Genomic DNA, 16,421 nt, shown 5'->3' with positions numbered 1-16,421 from the left:
TGATTTCCATCAACAAAATTATAAATAAGCTTTTGTTTTGAAGGAGCTAGAACTTAATTCAGCACAATATTAAGATAGTTTTGTTATTGATTGAATTTACCGAACTAAAGCCTATGCCATTTCTGAATTGAGGTTCTCCTGCAGGATCTGGATCAGCGAATCTTTGGAAACGCGGCGTTTAATCTCGCCTTTATGTGCCACTGAAATGCTTCCTCTTTCTTCCGACACCACAATTATCAGTGCATCAGTGTTCTCCGACAGTCCTACTGCTGCACGGTGACGCAAACCAAGTGCCTGATCGAGAGGCTTTTGAGTTAAGGGAAGAATACAACCCGCTGCTACAATTTTATCATCTCGGATAATAATCGCTCCGTCGTGTAGCGGAGAATTCTTAAAAAAGATGGTTCGGATAAGGGTGGAAGAAATACTTGAATTAATTAATTCGCCGGTATTCACCTGTTCGCGTAATTCGTTATTTTCAGCAACAACAATCAGTGCCCCTGTTTTTGATTTTGCCAACACCTCGCAGGCACCGGCAATCTCTTCAATGTGTTCTTCTTCTATCGTCCTGCCTTTTCCTGTTCCAAAAAGTTTATCAAGGTGAAGTACACGGTTCATGTTGTAATTGGTGCCAATAAATACCAGAAACTTACGGATTTCAGGATGGAAAACCACGATGAGCGCCAACACTCCGACCCCGATAAATTGACCCATAATTGACCCCAGCAACTCCATGTTGAGCGCTTTTACAATCAACCAAAGCAGGTAAAACGAGAAAAGACCTATTACGATGTTAAAGGCAACGGTTCCCTGGATAAGCCGGTAAAGTTGATACAGCAAAATAGCTACCAGCAAAATATCCAGGATATCGAGAAATCGTATGGTAATAAATGCACTTATCATTTAATGCTTGCTTTAATTTCACAGAAGATCTTTACGGCCTCCACGGCTTCTTTTACATCGTGAACCCGCAAGATGTCGGCCCCTCCGAGCAAAGCCATCGTATTTGCCACACTCGTTCCGTTAAGTGCGTCTTTCGCCTCGATATCAAGTGCCTGCCAGATCATCGATTTTCGACTTAAACCGGCCATTACCGGTAACTGAAAAACTTTAAAAGAATCGAGTCGGTTCAGCAATTCGTAATTGTGATCCAATGTTTTTCCGAAACCAAAACCGGGATCGATGACCACATCCTGCACGCCTAATTTGGTTAAACGTTTTACCTTTTCCGCGAAATAGGATGAAATATCCTTGATAATATCGTCGTAATAAGGATCGTCCTGCATGGTTTGCGGTGTTCCTTTAATGTGCGAAAGAATGTATGGCACCTGCAATCTGCCAACTGTTTCAAACATCTTCGAATCCAGCGTTCCACCGGAAATATCGTTAACTATGATAGCTCCTACCTCATCGATTACACGCACGGCTACCCACGAACGAAAAGTATCGACCGACAAAGCCACGTCGGGAAACTCTTTTCGAATGGCCTGCACGGCAGGCAATAACCGGGCTAATTCTTCTTTTGTTGATACACTATCGGCACCCGGGCGGGTAGAAACCGCCCCAACATCAACAATGGTAACGCCATCAGCAATCATGGTCTCAACGGCTTTCAACATGTTCGCTTCATCTTCCATTTTTCCACCATCGTAAAACGAATCAGGCGTAACGTTTACGATTCCCATAACTACAGGAATAGAAAGATCGATCTGGTCATCACCAATTTGCAGCGAACTTTTACGTTTAAGGAATTTGCCTGCCGACTGTGTAATCAACATCAGTTTAAAGCTTTTATGTTTAACAAATTATTAAGAACTTGTAACAAGTTGTTAAGTACAAAAGTAAAATAAAAGAATTCAATATGCTTAATTTTTAATACTTTTATCCAGCAATTTAGCAATGGTATAACCGAAGACAGCACCCGTTTTGGTGTTGTTTTTTAATGCAGTGACAACAAAATCATTCATGGAGAAAACAAACCAACAATACGACCAGGTGATTTCGACTTGTAGGAATCTGTTTGAAAAGAAAATGAAAGACTACGGAAAAGCCTGGCGAATATTGCGCCCGCAATCGCTTACTGATCAGATCTACATCAAAGCCCAACGCATAAGAAGCATTGAAGAAAAAGGAGTTTCGAAGGTGGATGAAGGCATTCGTCCTGAATTTATCGGAATTATAAACTATTGCATAATGGGGCTTATTCAACTGGAACTGGGGCCTTCGGACGAAGAACTGACGGACAACCAGACCATGGAACTTTACGACAAATATTTCCTTCAGACTAAAAAATTGATGATGGACAAAAATCACGACTACGGAGAAGCCTGGCGGAACATGCGTATCAGTTCCTACACCGACCTCATTCTTATGAAAATTAAACGCACCAAACAGATTGAAGATAATGCAGGTAAAACACTGGTTTCGGAAGGTATTGATGCCAACTACATGGACATGATCAACTACGCCGTGTTTGCCATGATTAAAATTGAATTCGAAATCGAAGAAACAACCCTATGATCAGAGTTTTAAAACACCTAGCCCGAATTCTGTTCGGACTTGTATTTATATTTTCCGGTTTTGTAAAAGGAATTGATCCGTGGGGATCGGCCTACAAATTTACCGATTACTTCCATGCCATGGGATTGGATGCACTGGTGTGGACTGCTTTTCCGCTGGGCATAATTTTATCCTTTGCCGAATTTGCCATTGGTGTAGCCTTTCTGTTTAATTGGCGAATGCGCTTTTTCTCATGGCTGGGATTACTTTTTATGGCCTTTTTCACGCCACTCACCTTGTGGATCGCCATTACAAATCCGGTAACCGACTGTGGTTGTTTTGGCGACGCTCTGGTCATATCGAACTGGGCAACTTTCTATAAAAACCTGATTTTTATTACATTAGCTATTGTTGTTTTTGCTAACCGAAAATGGTTTGCCGACCAGGTAAAAACAAAGGTGCCGCTCACGCTTAGCCTGATCACATTTGTGGTGTATTTTGGAATTGTTTATTACTCGTATAATCACTTGCCTATATTTGATTTCAGACCTTACAAAGTGGGAACAAATATTCCGGATGCGATGAGTTATCCCGACGATGCTCAACAGGATGTGTACGAGAATATTTTTTACTACAAGAATAAAAATACAGGTAAAATCAAGAAATTTAGTGAGGAAAATTATCCCTGGCAGGATACAGTGAACTGGGAATTTAATGACATGGAATCGAACCTAATCCAGGAAGGTTACGTACCACCGATTCACGATTTCAGGGTTGAAACACCCGAGGGTGAAAACATCATCGACTTTTTTATTTACGATGAAAATTATGTGTTTATGCTGGTCGCTTACGATCTGCACGAAACTAACACCGAAGAGCAAAGCAAAATAAATACCTTGTCGGGATGGGCATCCGGAAACGGCTATTCGTTTATTTGTCTGACATCGACCCTGCCCGATGAAGCGCAGGCATTTGCCGACGCTAATCAATGCAATTATGAGTTCTTTAATTGCGACGAGATCACTTTAAAAACAATGATCCGTTCCAATCCGGGATTGATTGCAATAAAAGACGGAACCATCATCGGGAAATGGCATTATAACGATATTCCAACTCCGGAGGAATTTCAACAGGAATTTATGAGTGAGTGAGTACAACTTTATCAAAACGCTAAACTTAGGAAAAGCTCGTAGTGCACAGCTCTCAGCCCACAACTGATAGTAAATAAATAGTTAATTGTCCCCCGCTGTTAAAAATGGAGTTGACTCTTATCGATTAAGCTGTTACATTTGTATCGGTTTTAAAATTCTAATCTAATAAATTAAATTACAATAAGATGAGACAAAAAATAGTTGCCGGCAACTGGAAATGCAACACAACCGTTCAGGAAGGTGTTGAATTGGCAAAAGCCGTTGATACATTGGTAGCCAAAGAAGGTGCCGACGATGTTGTAGTTGTTCTTGGAACACCTTTTACTCACATTACAAAAGTTGTTGAATCGGTTAACACCGAAAGAATTGGTATTTCTGCACAAAACTGTGCTGCCGAAGCTAAAGGTGCTTTTACCGGCGAAGTTTCTGCTGAAATGGTAAAATCTACCGGTGCTGAATTCGTAATTCTTGGTCACTCTGAGCGTCGTGAATATTATGGCGAAACCAGCGAGATCCTGAACAAGAAAGTGGCCTTGGCACTTGAAAACGGTCTGACTCCGATTTACTGCTGCGGTGAAGCCTTGGATATCCGCGAAGCCGGAACGCACAACGAATTTGTTGTAAAGCAACTGGAAGAAACTGTTTTCCAGCTTTCAGCCGACGACTTTAAAAAATTAGTTATCGCCTACGAACCAATCTGGGCCATAGGTACCGGTGTTACTGCCAGCTCTGATCAAGCTCAGGACATGCACGCCAACATTCGTGCTGCCATTGCGGCCAAATTTGGTGAAGAGGTTGCTGAAGGAACTTCAATCCTTTACGGAGGTAGCTGCAAACCAAGCAACGCAAACGAACTTTTTGCCAACAAAGATGTTGACGGTGGATTGATCGGTGGAGCTTCGCTGAAAGCTGAAGATTTCCTCGGAATCATCAACGGTTTCTAAAAAATATAACTTTACATATTACTTTACGTAAAGTCACTCAGTTTTGAGTGACTTTTTTTGTGTTAAAATATGGAGTATAAAAAAATTACCATTGTCATCTCGCCTTACCAGGAATGGTTGCGCGATATTATTACAGCTCAACTTGCCGATATCGGCTTCGACAGTTTTGTCGACATCACCAACGGAGTGGAGGCTTATGTTCCGCTAAACCTTTATCAGAAAGGAGAACTAAATGCAGTACTCGATGAGTTCTCCGAAGATTTTTCGTTCAGTGTGAAATCGGAATTGATTGCCGACCGCAACTGGAATGAAGAATGGGAAAAGAACTACTTCAAACCTTTGGTAGTTGCCGATGAATGCGTGGTTAGGGCGCCGTTTCATAAAGAGTTTCCGCACCTGAAGTATGAGATTGTTATTGAACCCAATATGGCTTTTGGTACCGGTAATCATGAAACTACCAGTTTAATGCTGGAACACATTCTGAAATCGGATTTAACAGGAAAGCAAGTGCTCGACATGGGCTGCGGAACCGGAATACTGGGAATCCTTTGCTCCATGAAAGGAGCCAAAAAGATTACCGCTATAGATATCGATCAGTGGTCGTTCGACGGAACTCTTGGAAATACAAAACTCAATAAAATCTTCAACATCGATGTAAAACTGGGTGATGCCGGTTTACTGAGCGACAATAATTTCGATCTGATCCTGGCAAACATTCAGCGAAATGTACTCCTGAACGATATGCCCGCTTATAACCATGTTTTAAATGAAGGAGGAACACTTATTATGAGCGGTTTTTACAGTGAAGATATTCCGGCTATTAAAGAAAAAGCCGAGAGCCTGGGATTAAAAGATGTCGGATACACGGTCAAGAATAATTGGGTAGCATACACATTTCTGAAAGTATAATCAGCTTAAAACCAAACTTTACTACTGAGTTTCACTCTTTGCAGCCGGTTGGATTTAAGTCATATATGTATTAACTTTAAAAGTGCTGAAACCTTGAATTAATGGCCAATCAAAACCGCTTAACAAAATTCTGGCACGAACTAAAACGACGGAAAGTTATACAAGTAATAATTATATATGCTCCGATAGCATTTATCGTTATTCAGCTTATTGATATTCTGGAAGATGATCTCAATCTTCCAGAATTTACAATGCTTTTAGTTATTATTTTACTGGTAGTAGGATTTATAATTGCAGCAATCTTCTCCTGGATTTTCGATGTTTCCTCAAAAGGAATTTCGGTAACAGAACCCGAAGTCCCGAAAGATGGGATAGAATCAAACAAACAAGTTCCCGAAAAATCAATCATAGTACTGCCGTTTGAAAACATAAGTTCCGATCCTGAGCAGGAATATTTCAGCGATGGATTAACTGAAGAAATTATCACCGACTTATCGTATATAAAAGACCTGCTGGTAATTTCCAGAAGTTCAGCAATGACCTTTAAAGGATCGAAGCAAACCTTAAAGAAAATAGCAAGTAAAGTTAACGTAAAGTATGTGTTGGAAGGCAGCGTTCGAAAATCAGGGAATGATCTGCGGATTGTTGCCCAGTTGATCGATGCACAATCGGATACACATGTATGGGCTGAAAAATATACCGGAAAATTGGACGATATTTTTGATATTCAGGAGAAAGTTTCACGCTCGGTGTCCGAATCATTAAAAGGGAAGCTGCAATCCGGAGAACTGGAAAAAATCATGGATAACAAAGTGGACAATATCCATGTTTACGAATGCTATTTGAAATCAAGACCCGATTTATATAAATATACAGAAGAGGCTCTGAAAAGTGCAGAAAGAAACTTAAGATATGGCCTTGATCTTTACGGCCCTCATGTATTGTTGTACACAGGTTTGGGACAAGTTTACTTTCAGTTATATGATTCAGGAATTGATATGGATCCTGATAATTTGAATAAAACAGAGGAGTATCTAAGAAAAATATTTGAAATGCAGCCCGACTCAGCCGAAGGTTTTCTTCTTTCGGGCCTCATGAAATTAAAAAGGGAAAATGCTATCACCGCTTTTAACGATTTTAAAAAAGCCATGGAGATTAATCCAACCAGACCCGAAACACTCATGTGGTATTGTTTTATTCAACTCTTTCATTTTGGTCAACCGGAAAAAGCAAAATCGGTTTTCGAAAAACTTTTGGAGATTGATCCTTTGACTTCTATTAATTTAATATTACCCGCATTTTATCATTGGCTTAAGGGTGAACACGAAAAAGCGCTCAATTATATTGAAAAGTCCATAAAAATAGAGCCTAATAATATTCTTTCAATCTGGTACAAAGGCCAATTACTGATATTAACCCAAAATAATCAAGCGGCAGACTATGCCAGTGAACAGTGGAAAAATGACCCCGGATTTTTCCAGGGATTGCTAATGGTAATGTATCACGCATACAATGGCAGGAAAAATGAAGCGCTCGAATATCTCACTGAAAGCATGTTGAAAATGGCTTGGGAAGATTTTGCATTGGCCTGGTTCATCGCTGGTTATTATGCTGTTATGAATGAAAAAGAATTAGCAATAAAATATATCGAAAGATTACACGAGAAAGGTATGATCAACTACCCCTTGATTGCAAAACATGATCCCTTACTTGAAAACATTCGAAATGAACCAAGTTTTAAAAAGCTTTTAAAAACAGTCAAGAAGGAATGGGAAGAATTTGAAGTTTAATCACCGCTGTTGAAAATCTGACTTCTTTCCATTTCCCAAATCTCCAAATCTCTGATATTCTTCCCGTCGATTACAAAACGCAAAGCGGTACACATTTTATGAAATCCTTTGTAGCCTGCTGCTCCTGGATTCATGTGAAGGAAATTCAGTTTTTTATCAAAGATCACTTTCAAAATGTGCGAATGTCCGCTAATAAAAAGATCGGGAGGATTCCGGTAGATATCCGGTTTTACGTAGCGCTCGTAACGCCCCGGATAACCGCCAATGTGCGTCATCCAAACATCTACCTCTTCACACTTAAAACGCTGGTGTAACGGATATACTGTTCGAACTTTGTGATCATCGATATTCCCGTAAACACCTTTTAGCGGTTTAAAAGCAGCCAATTGATCGGCCGTTTCAAGATTTCCAAAATCGCCGGCATGCCAGATTTCATCCACATTTTCGAAAAACGTAAATACGCGTTCAGGAATAAATCCGTGAGTATCTGATAAAAGTCCGATTTTCTTCATAATGAAAAGCTGGAAGTCAGAAGTCGGACGCCTGGAGAGCCTTCTTTTATGACTTTGACTACCACATTATACAATTTGTAAAATCCATTAAATGCTCGACAAAATAAACTAAATTTGTTTAAATGGCCCGTTGGTAGGTGAACAACTTCGGAGTATTATCTCCGATCTTCCGACTTCGGGCTTTAAACTTCAGACTATGAAACGAGTAGTAATTGTCCGGCACGGAAAGGCCGTTCCTTACGGCTACGACGATGATTTTAACCGCGATCTGCGCCCACGCGGAAAAAGCGATGCAAAATTAGTGAGCAACGAGTTGGTCAGAAGAAAAGTTATCCCCGACCTGATGATCTCGAGCCCGGCAAAACGGGCCATTAAAACTGCACGATATTTTGCCGACAATCTGGAATATGATGCTGCCAATATCCGCGAAGTGCAGGACATATACGATGGACTGACCACAAGCGAGTTTATGGACATCATCAACGAGCTGCCGGAGAATGTCCAAACGGTTTTCTTTTTTGGCCACAATCCCGGATTTTATTATTTCGTTTCCAATCTCCTAAAAACGTTTAACAGCGATATGCCTACCACTTCAACGGTTGGGATCGATTTTGATGTAAACAACTGGAATGATGTGGAAGCGCGCAGTGGAGATCTGGCATTTCATTTGGTGCCACGCATGTTTAAGTAGTTAAATTGAATTTCGTGCTACTAAATGAGACCCCTCTCTGCCATCCAAACAACTGAATACCAGACTTTTTTTTACCGGTCGTGGTCTTTTTCATACTTGCCGCACCTCTCAATTCCCTGAAAGCCATAATTTGCATCAGGGAATTCTGGCTTTTTTTATTTCCTCAAATTTCTTCGTCGATTTGAAATATTTCCATTATTTTTATCATTTGTTCATAATCAACAAATTAAATGCAAGTAACCATTCCACAGAATATAATTCATTTTATTCATATTTTACTAAGATGCAGTGGATCAATCAAATGAAATACCAGGTGCAATAAAAAGCGGAAAATGTGCATTTTTCATCAAACCGAATGGATTTTAAACTGTTTGAATAAGCGAAAACAGAAATAACAAATAAAAACACATGGATACATTTATGGCAGCCCGCATGCAAATGGGGGTTTCGCTCGGATTTCATATCATTTTTGCATGTATCGGCATGGTAATGCCGTGGTTTATGTTTGTAGCCGAATGGAAGTGGCTAAAAACCAACAATCCGGTCTACCTCGATCTTGCAAAGGCGTGGGCAAAAGGTGTAGCAATATTCTTTGCCGTAGGTGCCGTTTCCGGTACCATGCTTTCTTTCGAACTGGGCATGTTGTGGCCAACTTTTATGGAACACGCCGGCCCAATATTTGGAATGCCATTCTCACTGGAAGGAACAGCCTTTTTTGTAGAAGCCATTGCGATTGGACTGTTCTTATACGGCTGGAACCGTTTGAGCAAAAAAGTACACTTGTTTACCGGTATGATTGTAGGGATATCAGGTGTCATCTCAGGAATTTTTGTGGTTGCCGCCAACGGTTGGATGAATGCTCCTTCGGGCTTCGATTGGGTAAACGGGCAGGCGATAAACATCGATCCCGTAAAAGCCATGTTCAACAAAGCCTGGTTATCGCAGGCCCACCACATGACCATTGCAGCTTTCTCGGCAACAGGATTTGCAGTTGCGGGAGTACATGCGATCTTATATTTGAAAAATAAACTCGAAATTCATTCGAAGGCAATAACCATTGCACTGGCTTTTGCATCGGTGGCAGCTATTTTGCAACCCATTAGCGGTGACCTGGCTGCAAAAAATGTGGCCAAATTACAACCCTCAAAACTGGCGGCTTTCGAATCGCATTTCGAAACCCAGGAAAAAGCACCGTTGATCATTGGAGGTATCCCCGATGTTGAAAAACGAGAAGTGAAATATGCTATTAAACTACCGGGTTTTCTGAGTTTCCTTGCACACGGTGATTTTAATGCTGAAGTAAAGGGACTTGAAGAATTTCCGGAAGAAGAATGGCCGCCGGTTCCCATCACTCACTATTCGTTTCAATTGATGGTCGGAATTGGCATGTTTCTCATCCTGATTGCGGTCATTTTCCTTGCCGGCACCTACAAATGGAAACACTGGCTTGAAAAAAGCTGGTGGCTAAAACTGCTTATTGTAGCAACTCCTTTGGGATTCATTGCTGTTGAAGCAGGCTGGATTGTTACTGAAGTAGGTAGGCAACCCTGGATCATTTACGGCATTATGAAAACGAAAGACTCATTAACACCGATGCCGGGAATCCAATACACATTTTATACCATTACCGCAGTGTATTTGCTACTTAGTTTTGTTGTTATCTGGTTGTTAAGCAGACAGATAAAAATGTTGCATTTAAAGTACCAAACCAATGGCTGAAATTAATTTACTCGTACTTGTTATTGCATTACTACTGTACGTTGTTTTGGGTGGCGCCGATTTTGGAGGCGGTATTCTGGAGTTGCTTACAAAAGGAAAAGCCTCGGGAATCGTTTCCAGAGCCATAGCACCTGTTTGGGAAGCCAATCACGTTTGGCTGATCCTGGTGGTGGTGATACTTTTTGTAGGTTTCCCAAGTGTTTATTCCACAGTGCTCACGGCTCTGCACATACCCGTATTGCACGTTCTTATCGGAATTATCTTTCGGGGAACAGCATTTACTTTCAGGCATTACGATATTGATGAAGAGACACCAAAAGCGATATATTCGAAAGTATTTCAATATTCCAGCCTCTTCACCACTTTCTTTCTTGGAGTTACCTTAGGTGGAATTATTCTCGGAAACATTACGCTCGACTATCAATTGGGATTTTACGACGTTTATCTTCGCCCTTGGCTAAACTGGTTCTCGATGAGTATGGGATTGTTTCTTGTGTTGTTATTTGCCTTTTTGGCCGGTATTTTTACGGTAAGCGAAATCAACGACGAAAACTACATCCGCTATTTCTCGAAAGTGGCAAAGCGATTGTTACTGGCTTTGGTTGTGGTAGGTGCCATGGTCTTCACGGCGGCTCAGGCAAGCGGCCATCCCCTGTTCTACGAATTTCTGCATTCACCAGCAAGTATTGCTAGTGTTATTCTGGCTACCCTTGCGCTTCCTGCATTTTGGTATTATCTCAAGACAAACAACAAACTGATGCTTCGCCTGACTGCAGGTTTCCAAACCACCATGATCGTTACCGGTTGGTTTGCAATTCAATTTCCGGTGCTGGTTAAAATTAAAAATGGCCCGGATATCACATTGCAGTCGGCTAGCGCCTCTCACGAAGTACAACTGTATCTGTTGATCGCGCTAATCGTTGGAATAGTGATTATTTTTCCTTCGATGTTTTATCTTTATAAAGTTTTCAAGTTTAACGACGAACCAACAAAAAGCGTTTAAAAGTATCGGTTTCATCGATTTGACTATTTTTGTGAAAACCAAGTATTGAAATCGGATGCAAATCTTTTTTATTCCTGAAATCATTGGAAATACCGTCACACTAAGTACTGAAGAATCGAAGCATGCTGTTCGAGTGTTAAGGTTATCGGTTGGCGATCAGGTTCAAATCGTTGATGGCAAGGGCGGTTTTTACAGGGCTGAAATTCTGGAGGCACATCAGAAGAACTGTATGCTTCAGATTCTTGAGGCCAAATCCGATTATGAAAAAAGAAATTTCAGGCTGCACATTGCCATTGCACCAACAAAAAACATCGATCGGTTTGAGTGGTTCCTCGAGAAATGTACTGAAATCGGTATCGACGAAATTACCCCCTTGATCAGCGAACATTCCGAACGAAAAATAATAAAACCGCAACGGCTGGAAAAAATCCTGGTTTCGGCCATGAAACAATCGCTGAAAGCTTACCTGCCTCAACTAAATGAACTCACTGAACTGAAAGATTTTCTCCAGCAGGATCATCCCGAGAAAAGATTTATCGCTCATTGCAACGATGGCTTAAAAGCCCACTTAAAAAATGAAATTGCAGCCGGCGATGATGCACTCATCCTTATTGGTCCTGAAGGCGATTTTAGCCCGGAGGAGGTGGAACAGGCAAAATCCGTTGGATTTACAGAGATTTCGCTTGGTAATGCTCGTCTTCGTACCGAAACTGCAGGAGTGGTAGCCTGCCACATCGTTAATTTGGCGAACGATTAATTCTTTGTTTCAATTACGAATTGTATTTTTCGGAAAATTACATTTATGCGCACTCAAATTTTTCTTTTGTTTCTGGTTATGGCATTGGCCGGCACAGCTCAAAACAGCAGTGTCAAAATTGCCCTGTTAAAATACAATGGCGGCGGCGACTGGTACTCCGATCCAACGGCCTTGCCCAACCTGATTGAATACTGCAATAAGAATTTAGGCACGAATATCAATCCCGAACCATCGACAATTGAAGTGGGCAGCCCCGAAATCTTTAATTTCCCGTATGTGGAAATGACCGGACACGGAAACATCATTTTTTCGGAAAGTGAAGCAATGAATTTGAGAGCGTACATGGAAGCTGGCGGTTTTCTGCATGCGGATGATAATTATGGTATGGATGAATATTTCCGTCGTGAGATGAAAAAGGTTTTTCCTGAAAAAGAATTTGTTGAATTGCCTCCCTCCCATCCTATTTTTCATCAGAAATACGATTTCGACCAGGGCGTTCCCAAAATTCATGAACACGACAACAAACCGCCTCAAGCATTTGGCCTCTTTATCGAAGACCGATTGGTTTGCCTGTACACCTACGAAACCGACCTGGGCGATGGCTGGGAAGATGAGGATGTACACAACGATCCGGCCGATCTGCGCGAAAAAGCACTAAAAATGGGCGCCAATATCATCTCTTTTGTTTTTGCTCAGTAAGAGCTGAAAGCATCAATTCTCACACAAATTATTTTATCACTTTCTATCTAATTATGAACGCATTATGAAGATTGTAGCCTTTAACGGAAGTCCGCGTAGAAACGGCAACACAGTTACACTGCTGAATGAAATGTTCCGAATTTTTAATGAGGAAGGCATTGAAACAGAACTTATTCAGCTGGGCAATAAAACGGTTCATGGCTGCACGGCTTGTGGAATCTGCAAGGAGAAAAAAGACGGAAAATGCTACATCAAAAATGACCACCTGAATTTTTGCATCGGGAAAATGATTGAAGCCGATGGAATTATCCTGGGATCGCCGGTTTATTTTGCCGATGTCACCTCAGAAATTAAAACATTAATCGACGTGGCCGGATATGTTACCCGCGCAAGCGGACACTTACTAAAACGAAAAGTGGGAGCCGGCGTTATTGCTGTCCGTCGTGGCGGAGCACTTCACACTTTCGAATCGATAAACAACTTTTTCCTGATCAACCAGATGATCGTTCCGGGATCGAGCTATTGGAATTTTGCCATTGGCAGTCAACCTGGAGAAGTACTCAACGATGCCGAAGGCATGCAGACCATCCGTACACTGGCCGAGAATATGGCCTGGTTGCTGAAACGAATTAAACAGTAAACAGTCGCAGTTGGTAGTTGCAACTTTCAGGCACATCGGACACTGAGTATGAAAATTCCGGTTTCAAAAAAAAGGCCATCCATCCGTCAATTGACGAATAAACAGCCTTTTCATATTTTATCAATCGAATCTTATTTTTGTTGTTCCAGCTTCAATGTTTCAGTCGTCGGATCACATACCTCGGTTGGTCCGAAATATTGAATTGGCCCGGGATAAACAAACTGCGTATTGAAAGCCCATTCTCCTCTTTTCGATGCGAAATATTTGAACGGAGCACCTTCGAGTTCAACCAATGCCTTTTGAATAACGGGTTTCATGTGACCATGGCGTTTTTCCATATTCATCATCATTGTTATCGGAACTCCTCCCGCTATCCATTCCGCTGCCGGTGCAGTCGTATTTCTAACCGATGACATATAGCCGGTCTTTCCTTCCGAAATAAGTCCTGAGGCTGTAAAACCTAACGAATAACAATAATCGGCATCGTAATTCGATGGTGCAGCGCAACGACCTTCATATCCGAAGAAATGGTATTGAGTTCCAAACTTTCCACTGAATTTTCCTTTATCTTTTAGTTCTTCTAAAAGTGATTTAACCATCTCACCCAGTAATTTCTCAGTTTCAATTAATGAAACCTGAACATTTCCGTGTGGATCACGATCAAGAGTCAACTGCGTTGCAATACCAGTAGGCAGCGATTTAAATACCTTTGCTGATTCTTCTGAAATATGTTCAGCAATCCAAGCCAAACGGTGACTTTTTTTAAGATGCTTGAACTCTTTTTCAAAGTCAGATCCCTCCGAGAGCAAATCATTCAATTCCGATATCAGTGTTTTCATTTCCGGAATAAATTCAATCAAACCTTCAGGAATAAGTGCCACACCAAAGTTATTACCGTCTTCAGCACGTTTTATAATAATGTCGGCCATGTATTCAACCACTTCGGCTAAGGTTTGCTTTTTTGCTGCTACCTCCTCTGATATCAGAGTAATGTTTGGTTGTGTTTTTAAGGCACATTCCAGGGCAATATGAGAGGCTGAACGTCCCATTAATTTTATGAAGTGCCAGTACTTTTTAGCTGAATTGGCATCGCGCTGAATGTTACCAATTAACTCGGAATATACTTTGGTCGCTGTATCAAAACCAAACGAAGTTTCAATCATTTCGTTTTTCAAGTCACCGTCAATGGTTTTTGGGCAACCGATCACCTGAACACCAGCATCTATTTTGGCATAATACTCAGCCAGAACACATGCATTCGTGTTTGAATCGTCACCTCCAATTACAACAAGTGCGTTTAATGCCAGATCTTTTGCAATTTCCAATCCTTTGTCGAACTGACTTTCTTCTTCCAATTTTGTTCTTCCTGAACCAATAATATCAAAACCGCCGGTATTACGGTACTCATCAATTATTTCTTTGGTAAGTTCAATGTATTTATGCTCTATTAATCCGGAAGGGCCACCAAGAAAACCGAACAACCGACTTTCCGGATTAATATTCTTAATTCCATCAAAAATCCCTGAAATTACGTTATGTCCTCCCGGAGCCTGTCCACCGGAAAGTATCACACCAACATTTAACGCCGGGCGTTCCTTTGTTTCTTCTGCAGCTTCAAATCTTATCAATGGCAAACCATAAGTATTCGGAAATAACTTTTGTATTTCATCCTGATCGGCAACTGATTGAGTATTTTCGCCTTCTATCATTTTAACAGAACCTACTATCGATTTAGGTACTTTAGGCTGATATTTAGCCCTTTCTTTTTGCAATGCGCTAATGTTCATTTTATGTTATTTTTTATTTTTTCGAAAAGCGTACCAAAAATAAGTGAATTTAACAGGATTTCCTATGTTAAAAAGTTTAGCGTAAAGGATTTAAAGTAAAGTTAAAGGGGTGTATAATCGCCTTGGCCTATGCACGACAGGCACAATCATAAAATCACTTCTTTTGAAGATGGCTCCCCAAAGAATCAATGTCAGGATTTTGGGGTGTGTTAAGGCCCAACCTACTAGTTGGTTAAGAAATCGAGAACATTGCTTCCACCACCTGAGCGTCCGGCACGATAAAATTCGGTATAGCCACAACGTTTGCACGAAACGGTTGTAAAACGTCGGTTCTGGATATTGAAATACTTTGTAAAACCAGCACCAGTTGTACGAATCTCATCTGTCTCGTATTCCCATCCACTGCATTTTGGACAGCTAAAATGTTTTTTCATCTTTATCTAATATTTTCAAGGTATCAATTAATAGGGTTCCATATATTGGTATCAATTTCTGATTTCCATTACTAAACGGATCAGAAAACCAATAATTGCCAGTGTTGCCAGCAACACAAAAGCAATATTCCTGACCTTTGAAATCGAATTCTTTGAACCTGGTTTTTGCTTCTTATAATGATCGTATCTACCCATTGTCTGAAGTTTTCTTTAAACGTTTTGCATCTTTCAGGGCATTGTGAATAATCCACTCCAGTTGTCCGTTAATGCTCCGAAAATCGTCGGTAGCCCATTTTTCGACTGCTGCCATCATTTCCGGATCAACGCGTAGAACAAATGTTTTTTTCTTCGCCATATTCTATTCCTCTCCTTCCATTAATTTGCGCATGGCGTATTCTATAGCCTGTTTCTTCTGAGTTCCAATCAATATCTTCTTGTCGTCTTTTAAGTGCAATTGTAATCCCAGGTTTCCTGCAATGGTGTATGCACTTCCGGCCCTTCTTCTGCGCTTGATACCATGACCGCCATATTCACGTTTAGGACGAAATGTTCGTATTTCGTACGATCCGATCTCTTCAGCACTAATCTTTTTCCATTTTCGCATAATTGGCCAAAAAGAAACCCAGACAGCTTTTGTGGTAATTTTTGTTTTAAGCCGGCTGATCATAAATATGACCATGACACCAATCATTACCACCGTAAATAAAATACCCGGCAATGATGGTTCGATATCGTTTAATGGTTCTACTCCAAAAGATTCTCCTTGCTTTGTTTCGATACCCATTGGAATAAGTACCGACAAAATAGCTGCAGTAAAGAATATCCAGAGCCACCATTTGCGGCTTCGTTGTTCTTCTGTGAAGAGAACTTTCTCCATGAACTTTTC

19 protein-coding genes are annotated in these 16,421 nt (G+C 40.9%); 11 read left to right on the top strand and 8 right to left on the bottom strand.

The genetic code is table 11. The features are described from left to right. Window positions 1-111: 111 nt before the first annotated feature. Both cdaA and folP read right to left on the bottom strand, forming a co-directional pair. Window positions 112-903, bottom strand: a complete 792-nt coding sequence (gene cdaA / locus WFY05_RS16040; RefSeq protein WP_340113920.1) for a diadenylate cyclase CdaA — start codon at window positions 901-903, stop codon at window positions 112-114. Continuing rightward, window positions 900-1,778, bottom strand: a complete 879-nt coding sequence (folP, locus tag WFY05_RS16035) for a dihydropteroate synthase (protein ID WP_340113919.1) — start codon at window positions 1,776-1,778, stop codon at window positions 900-902. The genes cdaA and folP overlap by 4 nt, the downstream gene beginning before the upstream one ends. Before the next feature lie 187 nt (window positions 1,779-1,965). On the opposite strand from folP, the gene WFY05_RS16030 reads away from it, so the two are divergent. The 5 genes from WFY05_RS16030 to WFY05_RS16010 all read left to right on the top strand — a co-directional run bounded on the left by WFY05_RS16030 (window position 1,966) and on the right by WFY05_RS16010 (window position 7,293). Continuing rightward, window positions 1,966-2,520, top strand: a complete 555-nt coding sequence (locus WFY05_RS16030; protein ID WP_340113918.1) for a DUF1599 domain-containing protein — start codon at window positions 1,966-1,968, stop codon at window positions 2,518-2,520. Then, a complete protein-coding gene (locus WFY05_RS16025; RefSeq protein ID WP_340113917.1) occupies window positions 2,517-3,650 on the top strand; it encodes a BT_3928 family protein in 1,134 nt (377 codons plus the stop codon). The genes WFY05_RS16030 and WFY05_RS16025 overlap by 4 nt, the downstream gene beginning before the upstream one ends. Window positions 3,651-3,835: 185 nt before the next feature. After that, entirely contained in the window at window positions 3,836-4,594 is a 759-nt protein-coding gene (tpiA, locus tag WFY05_RS16020) for a triose-phosphate isomerase (protein WP_340113916.1), read from the top strand. Window positions 4,595-4,663: 69 nt separating this feature from the next. Then, the gene (prmA, locus tag WFY05_RS16015; protein WP_340113915.1) at window positions 4,664-5,503 is read left to right on the top strand and encodes a 50S ribosomal protein L11 methyltransferase; all 840 of its coding nucleotides are present in this window, start codon (window positions 4,664-4,666) and stop codon (window positions 5,501-5,503) included. Window positions 5,504-5,604: 101 nt separating this feature from the next. Then, a complete protein-coding gene (locus WFY05_RS16010) occupies window positions 5,605-7,293 on the top strand; it encodes a tetratricopeptide repeat protein (protein ID WP_340113914.1) in 1,689 nt (562 codons plus the stop codon). On the opposite strand, the gene WFY05_RS16005 is transcribed toward WFY05_RS16010, so the two are convergent. Next, window positions 7,290-7,805: a metallophosphoesterase family protein gene (locus tag WFY05_RS16005; protein WP_340113913.1), complete on the bottom strand. Its 516-nt coding sequence runs from the start codon at window positions 7,803-7,805 to the stop codon at window positions 7,290-7,292. The two genes, WFY05_RS16010 and WFY05_RS16005, sit on opposite strands and share 4 nt — an antisense overlap. Window positions 7,806-8,001: 196 nt before the next feature. Between WFY05_RS16005 and WFY05_RS16000 the strand changes: the two genes are divergently transcribed. From WFY05_RS16000 to WFY05_RS15975, 6 genes are all read left to right on the top strand, one after another. Further along, window positions 8,002-8,496, top strand: coding sequence for a SixA phosphatase family protein (locus WFY05_RS16000; protein WP_340113912.1), 495 nt, complete (start codon window positions 8,002-8,004; stop codon window positions 8,494-8,496). A 408-nt stretch (window positions 8,497-8,904) separates the two neighbouring features. Continuing rightward, window positions 8,905-10,215 (top strand): cytochrome ubiquinol oxidase subunit I, encoded by a 1,311-nt coding sequence (locus tag WFY05_RS15995; RefSeq protein WP_340113911.1) that lies wholly within the window; start codon window positions 8,905-8,907, stop codon window positions 10,213-10,215. Beyond that, window positions 10,208-11,218: a cytochrome d ubiquinol oxidase subunit II gene (locus WFY05_RS15990; RefSeq protein ID WP_340113910.1), complete on the top strand. Its 1,011-nt coding sequence runs from the start codon at window positions 10,208-10,210 to the stop codon at window positions 11,216-11,218. The genes WFY05_RS15995 and WFY05_RS15990 overlap by 8 nt, the downstream gene beginning before the upstream one ends. 55 nt (window positions 11,219-11,273) lie before the next feature. Further along, window positions 11,274-11,975 carry a 16S rRNA (uracil(1498)-N(3))-methyltransferase gene (locus tag WFY05_RS15985; RefSeq protein WP_340113909.1) on the top strand — a complete coding sequence of 234 codons (702 nt, stop codon included), beginning with the start codon at window positions 11,274-11,276 and terminating at the stop codon, window positions 11,973-11,975. 45 nt (window positions 11,976-12,020) lie between these two features. Then, window positions 12,021-12,674: a DUF4159 domain-containing protein gene (locus tag WFY05_RS15980; RefSeq protein ID WP_340113908.1), complete on the top strand. Its 654-nt coding sequence runs from the start codon at window positions 12,021-12,023 to the stop codon at window positions 12,672-12,674. Between the two features lie 64 nt (window positions 12,675-12,738). Continuing rightward, window positions 12,739-13,314, top strand: a complete 576-nt coding sequence (locus WFY05_RS15975; RefSeq protein ID WP_340113907.1) for a flavodoxin family protein — start codon at window positions 12,739-12,741, stop codon at window positions 13,312-13,314. Between the two features lie 131 nt (window positions 13,315-13,445). Here WFY05_RS15975 and WFY05_RS15970 read toward each other — a convergent pair whose 3' ends face one another. From WFY05_RS15970 to WFY05_RS15950, 5 genes are all read right to left on the bottom strand, one after another. Further along, the gene (locus tag WFY05_RS15970; RefSeq protein WP_340113906.1) at window positions 13,446-15,101 is read right to left on the bottom strand and encodes a diphosphate--fructose-6-phosphate 1-phosphotransferase; all 1,656 of its coding nucleotides are present in this window, start codon (window positions 15,099-15,101) and stop codon (window positions 13,446-13,448) included. A gap of 224 nt (window positions 15,102-15,325) precedes the next feature. Further along, window positions 15,326-15,535 (bottom strand): zinc ribbon domain-containing protein, encoded by a 210-nt coding sequence (locus WFY05_RS15965; RefSeq protein WP_340113905.1) that lies wholly within the window; start codon window positions 15,533-15,535, stop codon window positions 15,326-15,328. Window positions 15,536-15,586: 51 nt separating this feature from the next. After that, window positions 15,587-15,730 carry a hypothetical protein gene (locus WFY05_RS15960; RefSeq protein ID WP_340113904.1) on the bottom strand — a complete coding sequence of 48 codons (144 nt, stop codon included), beginning with the start codon at window positions 15,728-15,730 and terminating at the stop codon, window positions 15,587-15,589. Continuing rightward, window positions 15,723-15,890, bottom strand: a complete 168-nt coding sequence (locus WFY05_RS15955) for a type II toxin-antitoxin system antitoxin (RefSeq protein ID WP_340113903.1) — start codon at window positions 15,888-15,890, stop codon at window positions 15,723-15,725. The genes WFY05_RS15960 and WFY05_RS15955 overlap by 8 nt, the downstream gene beginning before the upstream one ends. 3 nt (window positions 15,891-15,893) lie before the next feature. Then, window positions 15,894-16,412: a hypothetical protein gene (locus WFY05_RS15950; protein WP_340113902.1), complete on the bottom strand. Its 519-nt coding sequence runs from the start codon at window positions 16,410-16,412 to the stop codon at window positions 15,894-15,896. Window positions 16,413-16,421 lie beyond the last annotated feature (9 nt).

The organism is Maribellus mangrovi, from assembly GCF_037646455.1.
GTDB lineage: Bacteria > Bacteroidota > Bacteroidia > Bacteroidales > Prolixibacteraceae > Draconibacterium > Draconibacterium mangrovi_A.
The sequence above is the reverse complement of the archived record's forward strand: the minus strand, read 5'-3'. Positions and strand labels throughout refer to the sequence as shown.

Excerpts from the sequence above, each read along its gene's own strand:
- cdaA (WP_340113920.1), bottom strand. The coding sequence starts at position 903 with ATGATAAGTGCATTTATTACCATACGATTTCTCGATATCCTGGATATT.
- folP (WP_340113919.1), bottom strand. The coding sequence starts at position 1,778 with ATGTTGATTACACAGTCGGCAGGCAAATTCCTTAAACGTAAAAGTTCG.
- WFY05_RS16030 (WP_340113918.1), top strand. The coding sequence starts at position 1,966 with ATGGAGAAAACAAACCAACAATACGACCAGGTGATTTCGACTTGTAGG.
- WFY05_RS16025 (WP_340113917.1), top strand. The coding sequence starts at position 2,517 with ATGATCAGAGTTTTAAAACACCTAGCCCGAATTCTGTTCGGACTTGTA.
- tpiA (WP_340113916.1), top strand. The coding sequence starts at position 3,836 with ATGAGACAAAAAATAGTTGCCGGCAACTGGAAATGCAACACAACCGTT.
- prmA (WP_340113915.1), top strand. The coding sequence starts at position 4,664 with ATGGAGTATAAAAAAATTACCATTGTCATCTCGCCTTACCAGGAATGG.
- WFY05_RS16010 (WP_340113914.1), top strand. The coding sequence starts at position 5,605 with ATGGCCAATCAAAACCGCTTAACAAAATTCTGGCACGAACTAAAACGA.
- WFY05_RS16005 (WP_340113913.1), bottom strand. The coding sequence starts at position 7,805 with ATGAAGAAAATCGGACTTTTATCAGATACTCACGGATTTATTCCTGAA.
- WFY05_RS16000 (WP_340113912.1), top strand. The coding sequence starts at position 8,002 with ATGAAACGAGTAGTAATTGTCCGGCACGGAAAGGCCGTTCCTTACGGC.
- WFY05_RS15995 (WP_340113911.1), top strand. The coding sequence starts at position 8,905 with ATGGATACATTTATGGCAGCCCGCATGCAAATGGGGGTTTCGCTCGGA.
- WFY05_RS15990 (WP_340113910.1), top strand. The coding sequence starts at position 10,208 with ATGGCTGAAATTAATTTACTCGTACTTGTTATTGCATTACTACTGTAC.
- WFY05_RS15985 (WP_340113909.1), top strand. The coding sequence starts at position 11,274 with ATGCAAATCTTTTTTATTCCTGAAATCATTGGAAATACCGTCACACTA.
- WFY05_RS15980 (WP_340113908.1), top strand. The coding sequence starts at position 12,021 with ATGCGCACTCAAATTTTTCTTTTGTTTCTGGTTATGGCATTGGCCGGC.
- WFY05_RS15975 (WP_340113907.1), top strand. The coding sequence starts at position 12,739 with ATGAAGATTGTAGCCTTTAACGGAAGTCCGCGTAGAAACGGCAACACA.
- WFY05_RS15970 (WP_340113906.1), bottom strand. The coding sequence starts at position 15,101 with ATGAACATTAGCGCATTGCAAAAAGAAAGGGCTAAATATCAGCCTAAA.
- WFY05_RS15965 (WP_340113905.1), bottom strand. The coding sequence starts at position 15,535 with ATGAAAAAACATTTTAGCTGTCCAAAATGCAGTGGATGGGAATACGAG.
- WFY05_RS15960 (WP_340113904.1), bottom strand. The coding sequence starts at position 15,730 with ATGGGTAGATACGATCATTATAAGAAGCAAAAACCAGGTTCAAAGAAT.
- WFY05_RS15955 (WP_340113903.1), bottom strand. The coding sequence starts at position 15,890 with ATGGCGAAGAAAAAAACATTTGTTCTACGCGTTGATCCGGAAATGATG.
- WFY05_RS15950 (WP_340113902.1), bottom strand. The coding sequence starts at position 16,412 with ATGGAGAAAGTTCTCTTCACAGAAGAACAACGAAGCCGCAAATGGTGG.